Source organism: Streptomyces hydrogenans, from assembly GCF_014656075.1.
In the GTDB taxonomy this organism is placed as follows: Bacteria; Actinomycetota; Actinomycetes; order Streptomycetales; family Streptomycetaceae; genus Streptomyces; species Streptomyces hydrogenans.
Genome location: NZ_BNBS01000141.1, coordinates 1 through 19,508 on the forward strand (window position 1 = coordinate 1; position 19,508 = coordinate 19,508).

General features: G+C 74.4%; 16 protein-coding genes. 13 read left to right on the forward strand and 3 right to left on the reverse strand.

Annotated elements, in window-relative coordinates:
• Positions 1-50 precede the first annotated feature (50 nt).
• Genes IE321_RS35695 through IE321_RS35705 form a run of 3 tightly spaced genes read right to left on the reverse strand, consistent with a single transcriptional unit; the run spans position 51 to position 4,084 of the window.
• Positions 51-287 carry a phosphopantetheine-binding protein gene (locus IE321_RS35695; protein ID WP_190225971.1) on the reverse strand — a complete coding sequence of 79 codons (237 nt, stop codon included), beginning with the start codon at positions 285-287 and terminating at the stop codon, positions 51-53.
• Between the two features lie 23 nt (positions 288-310).
• On the reverse strand, positions 311-1,525 hold the full coding sequence (locus IE321_RS35700; protein WP_190225972.1) for a cytochrome P450: 1,215 nt from the start codon (positions 1,523-1,525) through the stop codon (positions 311-313).
• 6 nt (positions 1,526-1,531) lie between these two features.
• Positions 1,532-4,084: an AMP-binding protein gene (locus tag IE321_RS35705; RefSeq protein WP_190225973.1), complete on the reverse strand. Its 2,553-nt coding sequence runs from the start codon at positions 4,082-4,084 to the stop codon at positions 1,532-1,534.
• Positions 4,085-4,341: 257 nt separating this feature from the next.
• Between IE321_RS35705 and IE321_RS35710 the strand changes: the two genes are divergently transcribed.
• The 13 genes from IE321_RS35710 to IE321_RS35770 all read left to right on the forward strand — a co-directional run.
• Positions 4,342-5,361 (forward strand): VOC family protein, encoded by a 1,020-nt coding sequence (locus IE321_RS35710; RefSeq protein WP_190225974.1) that lies wholly within the window; start codon positions 4,342-4,344, stop codon positions 5,359-5,361.
• A complete protein-coding gene (locus tag IE321_RS35715) occupies positions 5,358-6,464 on the forward strand; it encodes an alpha-hydroxy acid oxidase (protein WP_190225975.1) in 1,107 nt (368 codons plus the stop codon). Before IE321_RS35710 ends, IE321_RS35715 begins: the two co-directional genes overlap by 4 nt.
• Positions 6,464-7,792, forward strand: coding sequence for an aminotransferase-like domain-containing protein (locus tag IE321_RS35720; RefSeq protein WP_226652441.1), 1,329 nt, complete (start codon positions 6,464-6,466; stop codon positions 7,790-7,792). Before IE321_RS35715 ends, IE321_RS35720 begins: the two co-directional genes overlap by 1 nt.
• A 5-nt stretch (positions 7,793-7,797) precedes the next feature.
• A complete protein-coding gene (locus IE321_RS35725) occupies positions 7,798-8,865 on the forward strand; it encodes an N-acetylneuraminate synthase family protein (RefSeq protein ID WP_190225976.1) in 1,068 nt (355 codons plus the stop codon).
• Positions 8,849-9,658 carry an SDR family oxidoreductase gene (locus IE321_RS35730; RefSeq protein WP_190225977.1) on the forward strand — a complete coding sequence of 270 codons (810 nt, stop codon included), beginning with the start codon at positions 8,849-8,851 and terminating at the stop codon, positions 9,656-9,658. Before IE321_RS35725 ends, IE321_RS35730 begins: the two co-directional genes overlap by 17 nt.
• Before the next feature lie 26 nt (positions 9,659-9,684).
• Positions 9,685-11,646 carry a thiamine pyrophosphate-binding protein gene (locus IE321_RS35735; RefSeq protein ID WP_051841800.1) on the forward strand — a complete coding sequence of 654 codons (1,962 nt, stop codon included), beginning with the start codon at positions 9,685-9,687 and terminating at the stop codon, positions 11,644-11,646.
• The gene (locus IE321_RS35740; protein WP_043222063.1) at positions 11,622-12,296 is read left to right on the forward strand and encodes an RraA family protein; all 675 of its coding nucleotides are present in this window, start codon (positions 11,622-11,624) and stop codon (positions 12,294-12,296) included. Before IE321_RS35735 ends, IE321_RS35740 begins: the two co-directional genes overlap by 25 nt.
• Positions 12,296-13,186 (forward strand): dTDP-4-dehydrorhamnose reductase, encoded by an 891-nt coding sequence (gene rfbD / locus IE321_RS35745; protein ID WP_043222064.1) that lies wholly within the window; start codon positions 12,296-12,298, stop codon positions 13,184-13,186. The genes IE321_RS35740 and rfbD overlap by 1 nt, the downstream gene beginning before the upstream one ends.
• Positions 13,186-13,830, forward strand: coding sequence for an HAD family hydrolase (locus IE321_RS35750; RefSeq protein ID WP_190225978.1), 645 nt, complete (start codon positions 13,186-13,188; stop codon positions 13,828-13,830). Before rfbD ends, IE321_RS35750 begins: the two co-directional genes overlap by 1 nt.
• 12 nt (positions 13,831-13,842) lie before the next feature.
• Positions 13,843-15,138: an L-lysine 6-transaminase gene (lat, locus tag IE321_RS35755; RefSeq protein WP_226652438.1), complete on the forward strand. Its 1,296-nt coding sequence runs from the start codon at positions 13,843-13,845 to the stop codon at positions 15,136-15,138.
• A gap of 79 nt (positions 15,139-15,217) precedes the next feature.
• Positions 15,218-15,433 (forward strand): MbtH family protein, encoded by a 216-nt coding sequence (locus IE321_RS35760; RefSeq protein ID WP_043222067.1) that lies wholly within the window; start codon positions 15,218-15,220, stop codon positions 15,431-15,433.
• Between the two features lie 187 nt (positions 15,434-15,620).
• A complete protein-coding gene (locus IE321_RS35765; RefSeq protein WP_190225980.1) occupies positions 15,621-18,395 on the forward strand; it encodes a helix-turn-helix transcriptional regulator in 2,775 nt (924 codons plus the stop codon).
• A gap of 286 nt (positions 18,396-18,681) precedes the next feature.
• Positions 18,682-19,508 (forward strand): AfsR/SARP family transcriptional regulator (locus tag IE321_RS35770; protein ID WP_190225981.1); only part of this gene is annotated, 827 nt, incomplete at its 3' end.

Here is a 19,508-nt window from a genome sequence, read left to right on the forward strand (position 1 = left end):
AACGGCGGGAGCGGATCGTCCGCTCCCGCCGTTCCCGTGCGCCCCGGTGGTCAGGACCGGTGGGGTGCCCCTTCCGCAGCCCGCGCGAGCTGGTCGGCGAAGTCGGCCAGCACGGGGTGTTCGAGCAGCACCCGGACCCGGACGGAGATCCCGAGGCGCCGGCGCACCGCGGCCACCACCTCCATGGCGGCCAGCGACTGGCCGCCCAGGGCGAAGAAGTCGTCGTCGTCCGCGACCGGGACGCCCAGGACCTCCTGCCAGATCTCGGCGATTGCGGTGGTTCCCATCGTCGATCAGCTCCTTGACGGGCTCACGCCGGGCTCAGCAGCACCGGCAGACTGGTCAGTCCATGGATGAAGTTGCCGCCGCTCCACACCGGCGGACCGGCCGGGGCGATCACGCGCACCCGGCGGATCAGCGCGGTCAGCAGCGCGGTCAGTTCGAGCCGGGCCACCCGGGCCCCGACGCACACGTGCGGGCCCCAGCCGAAGGCGAGGTGCCGGTTCGGGGCGCGGTCGGGGAGGAAGACGTCCGGGTCGGCGAAGACCGCCGGGTCGCGGTTGGCCGAGCAGATCCAGGCGGTCACCCGCTCGCCGGGCGCCAGTCGGGTGCCCGCGACCGTCACCGGCCGGGTCACCGTGCGCAGCGCGTGCAGACCGGGGCTGGTCCACCGCAGGATCTCCTCGACGGTGCTCGGCAGCAGTTCCGGCGCGGCGCGCAGCGCCGTCCACAGCGCGGGCCGCTCGCCGAAGACCAGCAGGGCCCCGGCCGCCGCGTAGCGGACGGTCTCGCTGGCACCGGTCAGCACCCCGCTGCAGTTGAGGATCAGCTCCTCGTCGGTGAGGTCGCCGCCGGCCGCGAGCAGTTCGCTGATCAGGTCGTCGCCGGGGCGGGCGCGGCGCCGGTCGAGCAGCTCGGCGAAGTAGCCGAAGATCTCGGCGTTGGCGTCCAGCCGGTCGATCGGGTCGGGGGAGTCCAGGCCCTCGGTGGTGAGCCGGCCGATCAGCGGCCAGTCGGCCCGGGGCAGGTCCATCATGGCGCAGATGACCTGGTTGGGCAGCCGCTGCGCCAGGTCCCCCACGGCGTCCAGGACCAGCGGCCCGGCCGCCGTGCCCGGCGGGCCTCCGGCGGCTCCGGCGGTACGCGCCCCGGCCGCCTCGTCCACCAGGTCGGTGACGCCGTCGACGATCCGGTCGTGCCAGCGCCGCAGCGCCGCCGGGGTGAACGGCGCGCCGACCACGCGGCGGATCCGGCCGTGCCGCGGCGGGTCGCTGACCACCATCATGCGGTCGGCGACCAGCCGGGCCGCCTCGTCCGAGCCGCCGATCCGGATGCCGGCGCGGGAGCTGAACGTGCCCGGGTCCCCGAGCACCGCCAGCACGTCGTCGTACCGGGCGGCCACCCAGAACCCGGGGCCGTCGGGCTCCGGGTGCCAGGTCAGGCCCGGTCGGTCGCGGACGGCCGCGAGCTGGTCCGGGTGCCGGTTCCCGGCGAAGACCTCCGGTGTGAGCAGGTCGATGTCCATCGCCGGTCAGCGCGCCTCGATCACGGAGAACGGCGACCCGGCGACGGCCGATACCCGGTGCGTCCGGTAGCCGGCCGCCTCCAGGATCCGGGCGAAGCCGGCCCGGTCGCGCTCCCGGCCGCCGGTGAGGACCATCATGCCGAGGTCGCTCCAGCGGCTGACGTGCGGGGTGCCGTCCTCCGGCACCAGCATCTCGATCACCAGGAGCCTGCCCCCGGCCGCCAGCGCGCGGCGGCTCGACCGCAGGATGTCCACCGCCTGCTCGTCGGTCCAGTCGTGCAGGACGCTGCACAGCAGATGGGTGTCGGCGCCGGTGGGCACGGCGGCGAAGAAGTCGCCGGGCACGGCCCGGCAACCGGGCACGCCGCCGCGGAGGTTCACCTCGTCGATCACCGTGGGCCGGTCGAAGAGGACGCCGCTCGCGTGCGGGGCCACCGACAGGATCTCGCCGAGGAGGAAACCGTCGGCGCCGCCGATGTCCAGGATCACCCGCGAGTCCGACCAGTCGACGGCCTCGGCCGCCTGCCGGTAGAGGCGGCCGGTGCGCTCCCGCATGCGGCGCAGGAACGCGACGTTCTCGCCGCGTCTGGAGTTCTTGGCTCCGAAGAAGTCGCCGTCGCCGTCGCCGTCGAAGGACGCCGCGCCGGTGCGGAAGGTGTCGGCGGCGCGGAGCCAGGCCAGCTGGCTCTCGGCGTTGACCAGGGACGCGGAGAGGCTCCGCGGGTCGTCGCGGCGCAGCCGGGCGCCGAGCGCGGTCAGCCGGAAGCCGCCGTCCGGGTCGCCGGCGAAGAACCCGGCCGGGGCGAGGGCGGACAGCAGCCGTCCCAGGGCGTCGGGGTCCGCGTCGATCAGGCCCGCGGTGGTCGCCACGGGCTGGACGGCCGCCCGGTCCATCACGTCGGCGACCCCGAGTTCGACGGCGATCCGCAGGGCGTGCGGCAGGATCGCGACCATGCTGTCGTCGACGAGCGTGAGGTAGTCCTCCACGATCCGGTCGGTGATCTCGGCGGCTCCGGTGACCTCGGCGAGGTCGGCGGTGCCGCCGGCGGCACCGGTGGAGCCGGCCGGGGCGGAGGGGGTCTCGGTGTACGTGGTCATCGTCATCCGCTTTCCTGGGGTCGGGACGCGCATCAGCTCCGCCACCGCTCGGTGGTCGACCTTGCCGTTGGCGTTGTGGGGGAGTGCGTCGATGCGGCGCACCACATCGGGCACCAGATGGCCGGGCAGCCGTTCGCGCAGTTCGGCGCGAACCCGGTCCGGGTCGGCGTCGCCGGTGAAGGCCAGCGCCAGGCGTTCGTACGCGCCGCCGCGCCCGGGCAGCGCCACGGCCGCGCAGTCGCGGACGCCGGCGAGGTCCGCGGCGCGGCTCTCCACCTCGCCCAGCTCCACCCGGTAGCCGCGGATCTTCACCTGCCGGTCGGCGCGGCCGAGGAAGTGCAGCACGCCCTCGGCGTCGCGCACCGCCCGGTCGCCGGTGCGGTAGACCCGGGTCGGCACGCCCTCGACGTCGACGGTGACGAACCGCTCGGCGGTGCGCTCCGGGTCGTGCAGATAGCCCTGGGCCAGCCCGGCGCCGGCGACGCACAGTTCGCCGTCGACCAGGTGGACCTCGGTGCCGGGCACGGGTCGTCCGATGGGCACGCCGTGCGGCAGGTCGCAGTCCTCGGGCCGGATGCGGTGCATGGTCGCGAAGGCGAAGCTCTCCACCGGGCCGTAGCAGTTGTGCACGGTGGTGCCCGGGTGGTGGAGCAGCAGCTCGCGCACCGGCTCGGGCGCCAGCCGCTCGCCGCCGATGAACATCAGGTCGACCCCGCGGAAGCAGTCGGGGTCCAGCCGCACCAGCAGGTTCACCACGGACGCGACCAGGACGAGGGTGTTCACCCCGTGCCGGGCGATCAGTTCGCGCAGGGTGTCCGGCAGCAGGTGGTCCTCGTCGGGCAGCACCACGGTGCCGCCGCGGCCGAGCATGCCCCACAGCTCCAGCCCGCAGGCGTCCCAGCCGACGGGGGAGAGCTGCGGCAGCACCCGGCCCGGGCCGAAGGCCGCCAGGGGGCCGCGGTCGAAGAGCCGCAGCACCGCCCGGTGCGGGGTCACCACGCCCTTGGGCGTGCCGGTGCTTCCGGAGGTGAAGAAGACGCAGGCCGGGTCGTCCGGCCCGATGCCGGCCGGCTCCGGCCGGAGCGCCGGTGCCCCGGGCTCGGGGACGGCCGGCGGGGTCCAGCACGGTGCGCCGGCGAGCGGGGTGTCCGTGACGAACACCGGGGCCCGCAGCAGGCGCAGGAGTTCCCGGACCCGTTCGTCCGGCCACTTCACGTCGATGGGGCAGTAGGCCGCGCCCGTCTTCAGGACGGCCAGCAGCAGGGTCGCCATCCGGGCCGAGCGGGCGATCCGCACGGGCACCAGACAGCCCGGTCCCACCCCCGCCCGGGCCAGCGCGGCGGCGTGCGCATCGGCCTCCGCGACCAGCCGGGAATAGGTGACCGGGCCTTCTTCGTCTATCAGAGCAATGTGGTCGCCATATTGTGCCGCGCGTTCGTCGAGTGCCTGATGAATCAGCACGTACCGCTCCTTTTCCGCAGCTTCGATCGCACGCATATTCACCCGCGGCGCAGGCTCCGGCAACCCCTACGAACCCCATAGGGGCACCCTCGGCACCCAGGTGCGGACAGGTGTGTTCCGTACTGTCAGGCGCCTCCCGGCAGGGATTCGTTGACATTCCCCGACGTCCGTCCATAGCGTCCATTTCGTCGCGGTACCGGGATCCGGAAATTCTTCTTCCCGTCGTTGAAACCGATTATCGAGCCCTGGGGGAATTCGTGTCGTCCGCACCCCTTTCCAGAAATCAGCACGCCGTCGACGCCGGCATCGACCACATCACCCTCTCCGTCGGCGACGCCCGCGCCCGTGCGGCCGAGTTCGTCGAGCGCTACGGCTTCGAGGTCATCGCCGCCGGGGACACCCCGGAGTTCACCGCCGTGGCGGTGCGGCAGCGGGACGTCGTCCTGCTGCTGCTCGAGGGCCGCACCGACGAGCATCCGGCCACCCTCTACACCGCCCGGCACGGCGACGGCGTGAGCGACATCGCCCTCAGCGTGGACGCGCCGGACCCCACCGTGCTCGAAGCCTTCGGCGACGTGACGCACACCTTCGTCAGCCGGCCCGCCGGCGAACCCTGGTCGCTGCCCGGCATCACCCCGGTGCCCGCCGCCGACCGGGCGCCGGGCGCCGGCACCACGGGCCCGGCCCGGAGCCACCTGCTGTGCGTCGACCACGTGGCGGTCTGCCTGGAGACCGGCGAACTCGACCGCACGGTCGAGTTCTACGACCGGGTCCTCGGCTGGCGCGTGGTGTTCGAGGAGGACATCCACGTCGGCGCGCAGGCCATGCAGTCCAAGGTGGTGCAGAGCCCCGGCGGCGGCGTGACGCTGACGCTGCTCCAGCCCATGAGCGGGGCCGTCCCCGGCCAGATCGACGACTTCCTGAAGAAGCACGGCGGCAGCGGGGTGCAGCACCTGGCCTTCGCGGTGCCGGACGTCGTGGACGCGGTCGCCGACCTCGGCGACGCCGGCGTGCGGTTCCTGGCCACGCCCGACACGTACTACGAGAACCTGGAGGAGCGGCTCGGCGGGTCCGGGCACCCGGTGGCGGAGCTGCGCAAGTACAGCGTGCTCGCCGACCGGGACCACGACGGCGAGCTGTTCCAGATCTTCACCCGCTCCGAGCACCCGCGCCGCACCCTCTTCATGGAGGTCATCGAGCGCCGCGGCGCGACCACCTTCGGCAGCAACAACATCCGCAAGCTGTACGAGGCGGTCGAGCGACAGGACAAGGCGTGACCGGCGGGCGGGCCGCCCCGGCGGCGGATCCGCTCACCCTCGACGACCTGGAGGACCGGGCCCGGGCCGTGCTGGCCTCCGAGGTCTACGACTTCGTGGCCGGCGGGAGCGGCCACGAGTCGACGCTCGGCGCCAACCGGGCCGCGTTCGACCGCTGCCACCTGGTGCCCCGCGTGCTGTCCGGGACGGCCGCCGCGGACACCGCGACCACCCTGCTGGGCGCGCCGGCGTCGATGCCCGTCGCCGTGGCCCCGATGGCCTTCCACTCGCTGGTGCACCCGGACGGCGAACCCGCGGTCGCCCGCGCCGCCGCCGCGGCCGGCGTCCCCTTCACGGCGGCGACCCTCGCCGCCCGCCCCCTGGACGAACTCGCCCCCGACGGCGGCGCGTTGTTCTTCCAGCTGTACTGGCTCCGCGACCGGGCCCGCACCGAGTGGCTGATCGACGAGGCCGAACGGCTGGGCGCCCGCGCCCTGTTGCTCACCGTCGACGTGCCGTTCATGGGCCGCCGGCTGCGCGACCTGCGCAACGGCTTCGCCGTGCCCGCCCATGCCGCACCGGTCAACCTCGCCGCCGCCCAGCACGGCGCCGGGCAGAGCGTCGGCGGCCACGCGGCCGCCGTCATCGACCCCACGCTCTCCTGGTCCGACCTGGAGTGGGTCCGGCGCCGGACCCGCCTGCCCCTGGTGCTCAAGGGCGTGCTCGACCCGGCGGACGCGCGGCGCGCGGTGGACCTCGGCGCGGACGGCCTGGTCGTCTCCAACCACGGCGGCCGCCAGCTGGACGGCGCCGTCCCCAGCCTCCTGGCCCTGCCCGCGATCCGGGACGAGGTCGGCGACGCGTGCGAACTGCTCCTCGACAGCGGGGTGCGCGGCGGCACCGACGTGCTGCGCGCCCTGGCCCTCGGCGCCTCCGGGGTGCTGCTCGGCCGGCCGGTCCTGTGGGCCCTGGCCTCCGGCGGCGAGCCCGCGGTGACCGGGGCGCTGGAACTGCTCCGTACCGAACTGCGGGCGGCGATGGCCCTGGCCGGGGCGCCCGACGTGGCCGCGGCCGGACGGCTCGGCGTCCGCTGGGCGCCCGGCACGAACGAACGGGAGGCGTGATGACCGAAGCGTCCCACGCCCGGACCGCACGGCCCGGGGCGGTGATGGACCTGGCCGACCTGCACGGCTCGCTGTCCGATCCGGCGCTGCTGTCCATGAACCTGCTCAACGAGGTCGCCGAACGGTACCCGGACGCGGTGTCCTTCGCCGCCGGCCGGCCCGACCCGGGCGACTTCGCGATCGAGGACGTCCACCGGTACCTGCGCACCTGGACCGCGCACGTCACCGGCGGCGCGCCCGGCGGCGCGGAGGCGGCCCGCACCCGGCTCTACCAGTACGGCAGGACCAAGGGCGTGATCCAGGACCTGGTGGCCCGCAACCTCGCCACCGACGAGTCGATCCACGCCGACCCGGAGTCGATCGTGGTGACGGTCGGCTGCCAGGAGGCCATGGTCCTGGTGCTGCGGGCGCTGCGCGCCGACGAGCGCGACGTGCTCCTGGCGACCTCGCCGGCCTACGTGGGCATCACCGGCGCGGCCCGGCTGGTCGACCTCCCGGTCGTCCCCGTCGACAGCGGCTCCGGCGGCATCGACCTGGACGACCTGGCGGCCAGGGTGCGGGAAGCCCGCGAGGCCGGACTGCGGCCCCGCGCCTGCTATCTGGTCCCCGACTTCGCCAACCCGACCGGGCTCAGCCTCGACGTGCCGACCCGGCGCCGCCTCCTCGACCTCGCCGCCGAACTGGACATCCTCCTGATCGAGGACAACCCGTACGGCTTCTTCGGCGACGGGATCCCCCCGAAGCCGACGCTCAAGTCGCTGGACGAGGGCCACCGGGTGATCTACCTCGGCTCGTACGCCAAGACCGCGCTGCCCGGCGCCCGCATCGGCTACGTCGTGGCGGACCAGCCGGTCGTCCGGGACGGGAGGACCGTCGGCACCCTCGCCGACGAGCTCTCCAAGATCAAGAGCATGATCACGGTCAACACCCCGCCGATAGCCCAGGCGGTCATCGGCGGCCGGCTGCTGGAGAGCGGCTTCGCGCTGCGCGAGACCAACCGGGACGCCACCGCGCGGTACGGAAAGAAGCTGCGGCACCTGCTCGACGGGCTCGCCGCGCGCTTCCCGGGGCCGTCCCCCGTCACCTGGAACCGCCCGGACGGCGGCTTCTTCCTCGTCGTCACGGTGCCGTTCACCGCCGACGACGCGCTGCTCGCCCACTCGGCCGAGCGGCACAAGGTCATCTGGACGCCCATGCACCACTTCTACGCGGCTGGGGGCGGTCTGCGGCAGCTGCGACTGTCCTGCAGCTCGCTCACGCCGGAGGAGATCGACCTCGGTCTGGACCGGTTCGCTTCGCTGGTGACCGATCTTCTGGAGAGGACCTGAGAACGATGAGAGCGCTGACGGTAAACGGTCGGACGATCTCCGACGAGACCGACGCCTATGTGATCGCCGAGATCGGCCACAACCACGAGGGCGACCTGGGCAAGGCGGAGGAGCTGGTGCGGCAGGCCGCCGCGGCCGGCGCCAGTGCGGTCAAGCTGCAGAAGCGGGACAACCGCTCCCTGTTCACCCGCGCGATGTTCGACTCCCCCTACACGGGGCGCAACAGCTTCGGCCCGACGTACGGCGCGCACCGCGAGTTCCTGGAGTTCGGCACCGCCGAGTACACCCACCTCCAGCAGCTGTCGGCCGAGCTGGGCGTCGACTTCATGGCCACCGCCTTCGACTTCGCCAGCGTCGACTTCCTGGCCGAGCTGGGGGTCCCGGCGATCAAGATCGCCTCCGGCGACATCAGGAACACGCCCCTCCTCGCCTACGCGGCGAAGGCGGGCAAGCCGCTGATCGTGAGCACCGGCGGCGCCGACATGGAGGCCGTCCGGCGCGCCGCCGGCACCGTCCTGCCCATCAACCCCGACCTGGTGCTGCTCCAGTGCACGGCGATGTACCCGGCCGAGCCGGAGGTGCTGAACCTCGCGGTGCTGGGGAGCTACCGGGCCGAGTTCCCCGAGACGGTGGTCGGCTTCTCCGGGCACGACCTCGGCCCCTGGGCCGCCTGGACCGCGTACGCCCTGGGCGCCCGGGTGGTGGAGAAGCACGTCACCCTCGACCGCACCGCCCCCGGCAGCGACCACGCCTTCTCGATGGAGCAGCCCGACCTGGCCGAGATGGTCGACGGGCTGCGCCGGGTGCGGCGCTCGCTGGGCGGCCCGGCCAAGGAGGTCCTGGACGGCGAACGGCCCGCGATGAACAAGATGGGCAAGAAGCTCGTCGCCCAGCGCGACCTGCCCGCCGGGCACCGGCTCACCCTGGAGGACGTGGCGATCAAGTCGCCGGGCGACGGGCTGACCCCCGACCGGCTCGCCGACGTGGTCGGCCGCCACCTGGGCCGGGCGCTGCCCGCCGACGCCGACATCACCCTGGACGCCCTGGCGGACGCCGATGCCGGCCGCGATTGACCTGACCGGCTCGGTCGCCGTGGTGACCGGGGTGCACGGCCGGCTCGGCCCGGTGTGGGTGGACGCCCTGCTGGGCGCCGGCGCCCACGTGGTGGGCCTGGACGTGCGGGAGACCGGCGGGCCGGAACTGGCGGCGGTGGTCGACGCGCACGATCCGAAGCGGTTCGCCACCCTCGTCGCGGACGTCACCGACACCGCCGGCCTGCGCCGTGCGCTCGACGCCTGCCTCGACCTGGCCGGCGAGCCGGACGTCCTGGTCAACAACGCCGGCGTCGACAGCCCGCCGTCGGCCGAGGGCACCGGATGGCGCTTCGAGGACATCCCGGACGAGGTGTCCGGCGGCGTCCTCGCCGTCAATGCCCAGGGAACCCTGCGGATGTGCCAGGTGTTCGGCTCGCGGATGGCACGGCGGGGCCGCGGCTCGATCGTCAACATCGGCTCGATGTACGGCGGCCTCGCCCCCGACCCGCGGATGTACGAGCACCTGCCGGTGGAACCGCCCTTCCTGAAACCGCCCGCCTACGGCATGTCCAAGGCCGGCGTCGCCTCCCTCACCCGCTACCTCGCGGCGCTGTGGGGCCCCTCCGGAGTGCGGGTCAACACCCTGTCGCCGGGCGGTGTGCTCGGCGCCCAGGACCCGGTGTTCCGGGCGAAGTTCGACGCCCGCGTGCCGCTGCGGCGGATGGCCCACGCCGAGGACCTCACCGGACCGCTGCTGTTCCTCGCCTCCGACCTGAGCCGCTACGTCACCGGCACCGAACTCGCCGTGGACGGCGGGTACGGCTGCTGGTGACCCCGACCCACCCCCGAGGAGAAGCCATGGACAGGTCCCTGGCCTGGATCCCGCGCACCGAGTTCGCGCGCGTCCTGGGCCACGTCGACGACCCGTACGACCGGGCCCTCGCCTTCGCGGCGATGTCCCGGATCAACACCCTCTACATGATCACCCGTGCCGGGTCGGGTCACATCGGGTCCAGCTTCAGCGCCGCCGACGTGGTCAGCTGGCTGCTGCTCGAAGAACTCGACCGGCCGTTCGAACCCGACGGCGACGTGTACTTCTCGTCCAAGGGCCACGACGCCCCCGGCCTGTACGCCGCGATGATCGCCCTCGGACGGCTGGACGAGGACGGGCTGCACCGGCTGCGGCGGCTGGGCGGACTGCCCGGACACCCCGACGTCGGCACCCCCGGCATGCCCTTCAACACCGGCTCCCTGGGCATGGGGATCTCCAAGGCGAAGGGCCTGGTCCTCGCCCACCGGCTGGCCGGCCGCACCTCCCGCGTCGTCGTCATGACCGGCGACGGCGAACTGCAGGAGGGCCAGAACTGGGAGGCGCTGCCCAGCGCCGCGCGGTACGGCATGGGCGAGCTCACCGTGGTCGTCGACCACAACCGCCTCCAGTCCGACACGTACGTCACCGACGTCAGCGACCTCGGCGACCTGACCGGCAAGTTCACCGCCGCCGGCTGGGGCGTGCTGCACTGCGACGGGCACGACCCCCGGCAGCTGGAGAAGGCGTTCGCCCAGCGCGCCGAGGAGCACCCCGACCGGCCCGTCGTGATCGTCGCCGACACGGTGAAGGGCGGCGGCTGCCCCACCTTCGCCGCGACCTCGATGGCCCCCGGCGAATGGCGCTACCGCCACCACAGCGGAGCCCCGAGCCCGGAGGACCACGACGCCGCGTACCGGGAGCTGACGGCCACCGCCGACGAGATCCTGCGGCGCCACGGCCAGGCACCCCTCGCACCGGAGACGCTCACCCTGGACCTCCCCGCGAAACCGTCCGGCGTGCGCCTGCCCGAGCTGTACGGGCGGCTGCTCACCGAGGCGGCGCACGAGGACCCGCGGATCGTCGCGCTCGACGGGGACCTGCTCCTCGACACCGGGCTCATCCCCTTCCGCGACGCCCACCCCGACCGCTTCGTCGAGTGCGGCATCGCCGAGCAGGACATGGTCTCGATGGCGGGCGGACTGGCGGCGGGCGGCCTGCGGCCCTTCGTCCACTCCTTCTCCTGCTTCCTGCACGCCCGGCCCAACGAGCACATCTACAACAACGCCACCGAACGACGGCCCGTGGTCTACGTCGGCTCGCTCGCCGGCCTGCTGCCCGCCGGACCCGGCCACTCGCACCAGGCCGTCCGCGACGTGTCGGCACTCGGCTCCGTCCCCGGCCTGACCGTCCTGGAACCCTCCCACCCGGCCCAGCTCGACGCCGCCCTGCGCTACTGCCGGACCACCCCGGACAGCGTCTACCTGCGGCTGTCCAGCCAGGTCGTCCCCGCCGAACTGGCGGAGCTGCCGCCCGCGCCCCTGGTGCCCGGCCGGGGACACGTCCTGCGGGCCGGCCGCGACGCCGTCGCCTTCGGCGCCGGACCGGTGGTCCTCGCCCAGCTCCTGGGCGCCGCCGGGATCCTCGCCGCCCAGGGCGTCGAACTCACCGTGGTGGACCTGCCCTGGCACAACCGGATCGACCCCACCTGGCTGGACGAACTGCTCACCGGCGTCCGCCACGCCTTCGTGGTCGAGCACCAGTACGGCAGCGGCGGCCAGGCCGACCTGATCGCCCGGCAGCTGCTGGAGACGGGCACCTGGGACGGCGCCGGCTTCCGCGGCATCGGGCTCACCGACGTGCCGCGCTGCGGCACCGACGCGGAGGTCCTCGCCGCCCACGGCATGGACGCACCCCACCTGGCCCAGCTCATCGGCGCGGACGTCCTCGACCGCGGCCGCACCACCGAACCGACGGGAGACACACCGTGGAAACTGTCCGCAACGAACTGACCCGGCCGCCCGAGGAGCTCGTCGAGGGCTTCCGCGCGGTGCTTGCCGAGTACAGCCCCAGCTGCCTCGTCACCGACGCCCGGCGCCGCGTCGGCGCCATCGGCGGGCTGCTCCCGGTCAAGCACCACCACAAGATCGCCGGACCGGCGCTCACCGTGAACCTCTCCATCGACGACCTCGTCGACTGCATGCCCGTGCTCACCCGCGCGCGGCCCGGCGACGTCGTCGTGGTCGCCTGCCACGGCACCACCCGCACCGCCATGTGGGGCGGACTGATGTCCACCCTCTCGCGGCAGATCGGACTCGCCGCCGGCATCGTCGACGGCGCCATCCGCGACGTCGACGAGATCCGCGACCTGGACTTCCCCGTCTGGTACCGCAGCACCGTCCCCCGGCCCTCGCCCACCGCCGTGCACGACCGCACCGAGCCGGTCCAGGTCAACGTGCCGGTCGTGATCGACGGCCAGGTGATCAACCCCGGGGACATCGTGGTCGCCGACGAGAACGGCATCGCCGTCGTCCCCCGCGACGACGCCGAGAACGTGCTCGACCGCACCCGGATGAACATCGACCGGGAACGGGTGATCCGCGACAAGATCGCCTCCGGCCTCTCCGTCGCCGAACTGATCGCCGAGTTCGGACACCTGTGATGCGCGTCTACGTCACCGGCGCCGACGGGATGCTCGGCACCGCCCTGCGCCACGAACTCGCGGCCCGCCCGGAGACCGCCGACTGGCCCGTCCTCGGCGTGTCCCTCGCCGACTTCGACATCGGCGACGAGGCCGCCGTCCGCGACTCGATCGCCGACTTCCGCCCCGACGTGGTCGTCCACACCGCCGCCAACGCGGTCGTGGACTCCTGCGAACGGGACCCCGGCCCGGCCCTCCGCGTCAACGTCGGCGGCACCCACCACGTCGCCGACGCCTGCCGGCGCCACGGCAGCCGGCTCGTCTACATCTCCAGCGACTACGTCTTCGACGGCCGGGCCCCCGGGCCCGCCGGGTACAACGAGGACGACATCCCCGACCCGGTCAGCGTGTACGGCCTGAGCAAACTCGCCGGCGAGCGGATCGTCGAGGCGGTCCCCGACCACCTCGTGGTACGCACCTCCTGGCTCTACGGCGGCACCGACCCGCGCCTGGACCAGGTGCTCGCCGCCGCCCGGGAGTTCCTCGACGGCGGCCGGCCGCGCCTGATCGACGACCAGTTCAGCAGCCCGACCTACCTCCCCGACCTGGCGTCCGCGCTGGTCGGGCTGCTGCCCGGCGCCCTCGCCGTCCGCGGCCTGCTGCACATCGCCAACCGGGGCCGGGCCAGCTGGTACCAGGTGGGCATGGCCCTCGCCGAACGCCTCGGCACCGCCCACCCGGTGCCGATGTCCATGGACGACGCCGGTTTCGTCGGCGGCCGGCCGCGCGACTCCCGTCTGGACAGCACCCGCGCGGCCGCCTTCGTCCACGCCATGCCCCACTGGACCGACGCCCTCGCCCGCTACTGCGCCCGGCTCGCCGTCGCCGACCGGGGACCGGTGGACCACTGATGCCCGTGCCGTTCCTGCTCCTCGACTTCGACGGGGTCGTGTGCGACACCGAACGGGCCGCGCTGCTGGCCTGGCAGGACCTCTACGACCGGCTCGGGGTCCCCCTCGACGGCGCGGTGCGGGACCGGATGGTCGGCAACTCGGCCGGGGCCCGGGTCGCCCTGGCCGACCTGGCCTCCCGGCTGGGCCGGCCGGTCCGCGACGACGAATGGGACTGGCAGCGCGGGCGGCGCGCCGACCGGTGCGCCGCCGCGCCCGCCCGCCCCGGCGCGGAACGGCTCCTGGACACCGCCGAGGGCGCCGCCATCGTGTCCAGCAGCCCGGCCGCCTGGGTGGAGGAACACCTGCGGCGGCTCGGCCTGCGGGACCGTTTCGCCTTCCTGGTGACCGGCGACGACAGCGACCGGCACAAGCCGGCCCCCGACCTGTACCTGCACGCGCTGGCCCGCGCCGGGGTCGCGGCCGGCGACGCCCTCGCCGTCGAGGACTCCCCGCCGGGGGTCCGCGCCGCCCGGGCCGCCGGCATCCGCTGCGTGGCGGTGCCCTGGGAGCCCGCCGGGGCCCCCGGAGTGGCCGGCGCCGACGCGGTGCTGACGAGCCTGGCCGAACTGGACCTGCGGCGCTACCGACGCGACGGGACGTGACGAGGGGTGACGGTGGAGATCACGGCGGACAACGCCCTGGAGGAACTGTCCCGGCACGTCCTGATGGACGGCCTGGACCTCGTCCTGGACCTGGAACGCAGCCGGGGCAGCACGCTCGTCGACGCCCGCGGCGGCGAGGAGTACCTGGACCTGCTCTCCTTCTACGGTTCCCTGCCCCTGGGCATGAACCACCCCGGCATGACCGGGGACCCGGCCTTCCTGGCCGAACTCACCCGTGCCGCCCTGCACAAGGTGACCAACTCCGACATCTACACCGCGCAGTACGCGCGCTTCGCGGCGGCGTTCAGCCGGGTGCTCGGCGACCCCCGCCTGCCGCACCTGTTCTTCATCGACGGCGGCGCGCTCGCGGTGGAGAACGCCCTCAAGGTGGCGTTCGACTGGCGGGACCGGCGCCCGCGCGCCGATCCGGCGGCGCCCCTCGAAGTCCTGCACATGGAAGGCGCGTTCCACGGGCGCAGCGGCTACACCCTGAGCCTGACCAACACCTCGCCGACCGTGACCGCGCGCTTCCCCTCCTGGACCTGGCCCCGCGTCCCGGTGCCGGAGCCCGGCGCCGAACGCGCGGCGGTCGAGGTCGCCCGACGGCACCTGGAGGAGCGCGGCGACCGGATCGCCTGCTTCATCGCCGAACCGATCCAGGGAGCCGGCGGCGACCGGCACCTCGGCCGGGAGTTCCTGCTGCGCATGCAGGAGCTCTGCCACGCGTACGACGTGCTCTTCGTCCTCGACGAGGTGCAGACCGGCTGCGGCATGTCCGGCGCTCCGTGGACCTACCAGCGGCTCGGACTCGCCCCGGACGTGGTCGCCTTCGGCAAGAAGACCCAGGTGTGCGGGCTGATGGCGGGCGGCCGGGTGGACGAGGTGCCCGACGGCGCCCTGGCCGTGCCGGACCGGCTCGGATCCACCTGGGGCGGCAACACCGCGGACATGGTCCGCGCCACCCGGATCCTGGAGATCATCGAACGGGACGGGCTTGTGGCCGCCGCCGAGGCCAAGGGCGCCCACCTCGGCCGGCTCCTCGCCGACCTGGCCGCCGCCCACCCGGAACTCGTCGGCGACGTACGGGGACTGGGCCTGATGTGGGCGTTCGACCTGCCGGACCCGGCGCTGCGCAGGGAGGTCCTGGACCGGCTGCGCCGCCACCACCGGGTCCTGCTGCTGCCCGGCGGGCCGCGCGCCGTCCGCTTCCGCCCCTCCCTGACCATCGGGCTCGGCGAACTGGACAAGGCGGTCGCCGCCGTGGACGCGGTCCTGACCTCGCTGACCCCTGCGCGTACGGGGACATAGGGGTTGTCAGCCGCGGACGGGCGCGGACAGAATACGGGCGGTTTTGAATTCCGGAAGCGAAAAAGGAGTGCGACGGCTCATGAGTAATCCGTTCGAGGATGAAAGTGCTTCCTACTGCGTTCTGGTCAACGCGGAACTGCAGTATTCCCTGTGGCCGGATTTCGCGGAGGTCCCGGCCGGCTGGACCGTCGTCCTGCCGAGCACGACCCGGCAGAACTGCCTGGACTACGTGAACGAGCACTGGGTCGACATGCGGCCCAAGAGCCTGGTCGACGCGATGAGCCAGACCGGCTGAACCACCCGCACCCGGGCCACGGCCAGGGGGCACCCCGCCTCGCGGGGTGCCCCCTGGCCGTGGCCATTTCCCCCTCCGCGGCAGCCGATAGCGCCCTGATAGCCGGTCGATGAGCCCGGCCGGAAACATGGCCCGTGTCGGTGACCGTAATGGTCTTCCCCCTACTGACCCATGGGAGGAGTTCGCGGTGGAACTGGTGGAGCGCGAAGCACCGTTGGCGCTGTTGACCGCCCTGGCGGCACAGGCGCGGGGCGGGCACGGCCGCGCCGTGCTGGTCTCCGGACCGGTGGCGGCCGGCAAGAGCGTACTGGCGCACAACTTCGCCGACCGGGCCCCGGGACTGGGCCTGCTCGCGCTGACGGCGCTGGGCTCCGAGGACGAGCGGCACCTGCCCCTGGGGGTGATGCGGCAACTCGTCGACGGCGCGCCGCTGGACCCCGGCGACCGGGCGCGGGCCGTGGCGCTCATCGAGGACGGCGGGCGCGCCGCCCGGCAGCGGGACACCGCGGCTCCGGTGGACTCCGGCATCGTCCACGGGCTCTGCGCCGTCCTGCTGGACCTGGCCGAACGCCGCCCGCTGTACCTCGCCGTCGACGACGTCGAGCAGGCCGACCCGGCCTCGCTGATCTGCCTGGCCTACCTCGCGCGCCGGCTCAACAGCGCCCGGGTGCTCGCGGTCTTCACCCACAGCGGGCACGGCTGCGACACCGACTTCCGCTTCGGCGCCGACCTGCTGCGCCAGCCCCACTGCCACCGCGTCGAGGTCACCCAGCTGTCCCCGGCGGGCGTCCGGCGGCTGATCGCCCAGCACCTCGGCGAGACCGTCGCCGACGCGCGGTCGGCCGACTGGCACGCCGCCAGCGGGGGCAACCCGCTGCTCGTCGAGGCCCTCGTCCGCGACCACCTCGGCGGCGACGAGGCGGGCCCCCGCTACCGCGAGGCCGTCCTGTCCTGCCTGCGCCGGGGCCGCCCGGACCTGGCCCGCGCGCTGAGCGGCTACGCGGTGCTCGGCACGCTCGACGACCTGGAGGGCCTGGACGCCCTGACCGGCCTGGGCCCGTCCCGTACCACGGAGGCGGTGCACGCGCTGATCGCCGGCGGGCTGCTCACCATGGACGGATTCCGGCACGACGCCGCCCGCGAGGCGGTGACCGGCGCGATCGAGGCCGCCGACCTCGCCCGGCTGCACGCCCGGGCGGCGGTCCTCGCCCACGAACGCGGCGCCGGCACCGGGACGATCGCCGACCACCTGCTGCGGGCCGGAGCCCCGGCCGACGGCGGCGCGCCGGCCGAGCCGTGGGCCCTGCCGGCCCTGGAGGACGCCGCCGGCCACGCCCTGCGCGACGGCGCCGCCGGCCGCGCCGTGGACTGCCTCCGGCTGGCCCGGCTGATCTGCGCGGACCCGGACCGCCGGGCCCGCCTCACCGCCGCGCTGATCCGGGCCGAGTGGAGCGTCAACCCCGGCGTGTCCGGCGGCCGGCTGGGCGAACTCGTCGAGGCGCACCGCACGGGCCGCCTGCGCGGCGCCGACGCGCTGACGCTGGTGCGGGCGCTGCTCTGGCACGGCCGCTTCGACCAGGCCCAGGAGGTCCTCGGCCGGCTGGCCGCGTCCGGGCGGCCCACCGACCCGGAGACGGCCACCGAACTCCAGATCACCCGGCGCCGGCTGCGGCACAGCTACCCGACCTTCCTCGCCGCCCTCGGCCCGCGCCCCGCCGCCGGACGGCCCCCGACCCACTCGGTCAGCGCCGACCGCCGCCTCCAGGCCGTGTCCGCCCTGGCCGCCGTGCTCGCCGAGGGACCCCACCCGGAGGCGGTCGGCGCGGCCCAGCGGGTCCTCCACGGCACCCGGCCCGACGAACCCTCCACCGAGACCGTCGAAAGCGCCCTCCTCGCCCTCACCTACGGCGGACGGGCCGAGCGCGCCTCCGCCTGGTGCGACGTCTTCCTCGACGGCGCCCCCGCGCGCCGGCTGCCGGGCAGACAGGCGCGGCTCGGCGCGGTACGGGCCGAGGCGGCCCTGCGCCGGGGCGACCTCGTCGACGCCCGGCGGTACGCGAGCGAGGCGCTCGCCACCCTGCCGGCGATCAGCTGGGGCGTGACCGTCGGCGCTCCGCTGAGCACCCTGATCCTGGCCACCACCGCGATGGGCCGCTACGACGAGGCGCAGGCCCACCTCGACCACCGCGTCCCGGAGGCCATGGCCGAGACCCGCTACGGCATGCTCTACCTCCACGCCCGGGCGCGCTTCGGACTGGCCACCGGGCACCTGGAGATGGCCCTGGAGGACCTGCGCCGCTGCGGTGCCACGCTGCGCCGCTGGGGGATGGACACGCCCGGCCTGATCCCGTGGCGCACCGACGCGGCCGAGGTGTACCTGGGCCTCGGCCGTCCGGACGACGCCCGGCGGATGCTGGAGGAACAGGCTGCCCTGTTCCCGGTGACGCCGAACCGGGTCCGGGGCGCGGCGACCCGGGTCCTCGCCGGGGCCGGCGCCCCGGCGCACCGGCCGGCGCTGCTGCGCCGGGCGGCCGAGCTGCTGCAGTCCGACGACGGCGACCGGTACGAACTGGCCCTGGCCTTCGCCGATCTGGCCCGCGCCTACCGGACCCTGGGCGAGTTCCGGCGTGCTGCCGCGGCCGAGCGCCGCGCGGTGATCGTGGCCGCCGACTGCCACGCCGAGGCACTGGTCAGGGGCCTCGCGCTGGAGAGCCCCACGGCGGTCCCGGCCCGGCCGGACGGCGGCGACGGGCTCACCGAGGCGGAGCGGAGGGTGGCCGCGATGGCCGCGGTCGGCTGTTCCAACCGGGAGATAGCCGAGGGGCTGCACGTCACGGTCAGCACGGTCGAGCAGCATCTGACCCGCACCTACCGGAAGCTGCGCATCAGCCGGCGCGCGGACCTGCCGCCGCTGCTGGGCGGCCCGGCGCTGGGAGACCTCACCGACGCGCACCGCCGCTGAGCGGGGCGGGACGGCCCGCCGGGCGCGGGGACGCCGTTCCGCCGGGTCCGGGGGCGGCGTCCGCGCGCCGTCCCCGCCGCCGCATTCCATTCCGCCGTCGAATTTCCGACAAAATGGCTCGGAATCCTTCTCGGAACCCGCCGTTAATCCCTCCGTCGCATCCGCCGCACCCCCTCCGGTCACTTCGGATTCCACGCTCTCTGGACACAGCCGATCGTGTTGGGTAGATATGAGGTCGCTGCGTAGCTGACCGGCGGGAACTGTGTCGCGGATGTGAAGGACGGTCATGCGCTTTCGTTTACTCGGGCCGTTGGAAGTGGCCGGCCCCGGGGGCCCGGCGCTGATCACCGCCGAGCGTCAGCGCGTCGTCCTGGCGGTGCTGCTCCTGGAGCCCAACCGGATCGTGCCGACGGACCGGCTGGTGGACGCGGTCTGGGGCGTCGCCCCACCGCCCACCGCGCGCGCCCAGATCCAGATCTGCGTCTCCATGGTCCGCGCCTCGATGGCGAAGGTCGGGCTGGACGAGGTCATCCGCACCAGATCGCCCGGCTATCTCGCGCACGTCGGCGACGACGAGCTGGACCTCCAGGTCTTCGAGCGGGCCGCCGCGGCCGGACGCACCGCCGCGGAGGAGGGCCGCTTCGACGAGGCGGCCGCCGCCTTCGAGACCGCGCTCGGACTCTGGCGCGGGTCCGCCTGCTTCGGCGGAGGCATCACCAGCACGCTGCTCCAGGCACCGGCGGCGCGACTGGACGAGCAGCGGCTGGCCGTCGTCGAGCAGTGGGTGGACGCCCGGCTGGCCCTCGGCCTGCACCAGCAGCTGGTGGCGCGCCTCATCGACCTGGTCATGCGGAACCCGCTGCGCGAACGCCTCCGCGCCCAGCTCATGGTCGCGCTGTCCCGCTCGGGCCGTCAGGCGGAGGCGCTGGAGGTCTACCGGCGCGGCCGGCGCGAGCTGATCGACGAACTCGGCATCGAGCCGGGGGAGGAGCTGCGCCGGCTCCAGGAGGCGATCCTGGCCGGCCGGCTCGACGGCGCGACGCGGCCGCCCGGGGCGCCCGCCCCGGCCGCCGCCGCGTCACCGGCGCCCGCGCCCGTCTCCGTACCCGCGCC

Bases quoted from the DNA above. Each gene is read 5' to 3' on its own strand.
- rfbD (WP_043222064.1), top strand. From the start codon at position 12,296: ATGCGCGTCTACGTCACCGGCGCCGACGGGATGCTCGGCACCGCCCTG.
- IE321_RS35750 (WP_190225978.1), top strand. From the start codon at position 13,186: ATGCCCGTGCCGTTCCTGCTCCTCGACTTCGACGGGGTCGTGTGCGAC.
- IE321_RS35695 (WP_190225971.1), bottom strand. From the start codon at position 287: ATGGGAACCACCGCAATCGCCGAGATCTGGCAGGAGGTCCTGGGCGTC.
- IE321_RS35720 (WP_226652441.1), top strand. From the start codon at position 6,464: ATGACCGAAGCGTCCCACGCCCGGACCGCACGGCCCGGGGCGGTGATG.
- IE321_RS35725 (WP_190225976.1), top strand. From the start codon at position 7,798: ATGAGAGCGCTGACGGTAAACGGTCGGACGATCTCCGACGAGACCGAC.
- IE321_RS35760 (WP_043222067.1), top strand. From the start codon at position 15,218: ATGAGTAATCCGTTCGAGGATGAAAGTGCTTCCTACTGCGTTCTGGTC.
- IE321_RS35730 (WP_190225977.1), top strand. From the start codon at position 8,849: ATGCCGGCCGCGATTGACCTGACCGGCTCGGTCGCCGTGGTGACCGGG.
- IE321_RS35735 (WP_051841800.1), top strand. From the start codon at position 9,685: ATGGACAGGTCCCTGGCCTGGATCCCGCGCACCGAGTTCGCGCGCGTC.
- IE321_RS35700 (WP_190225972.1), bottom strand. From the start codon at position 1,525: ATGGACATCGACCTGCTCACACCGGAGGTCTTCGCCGGGAACCGGCAC.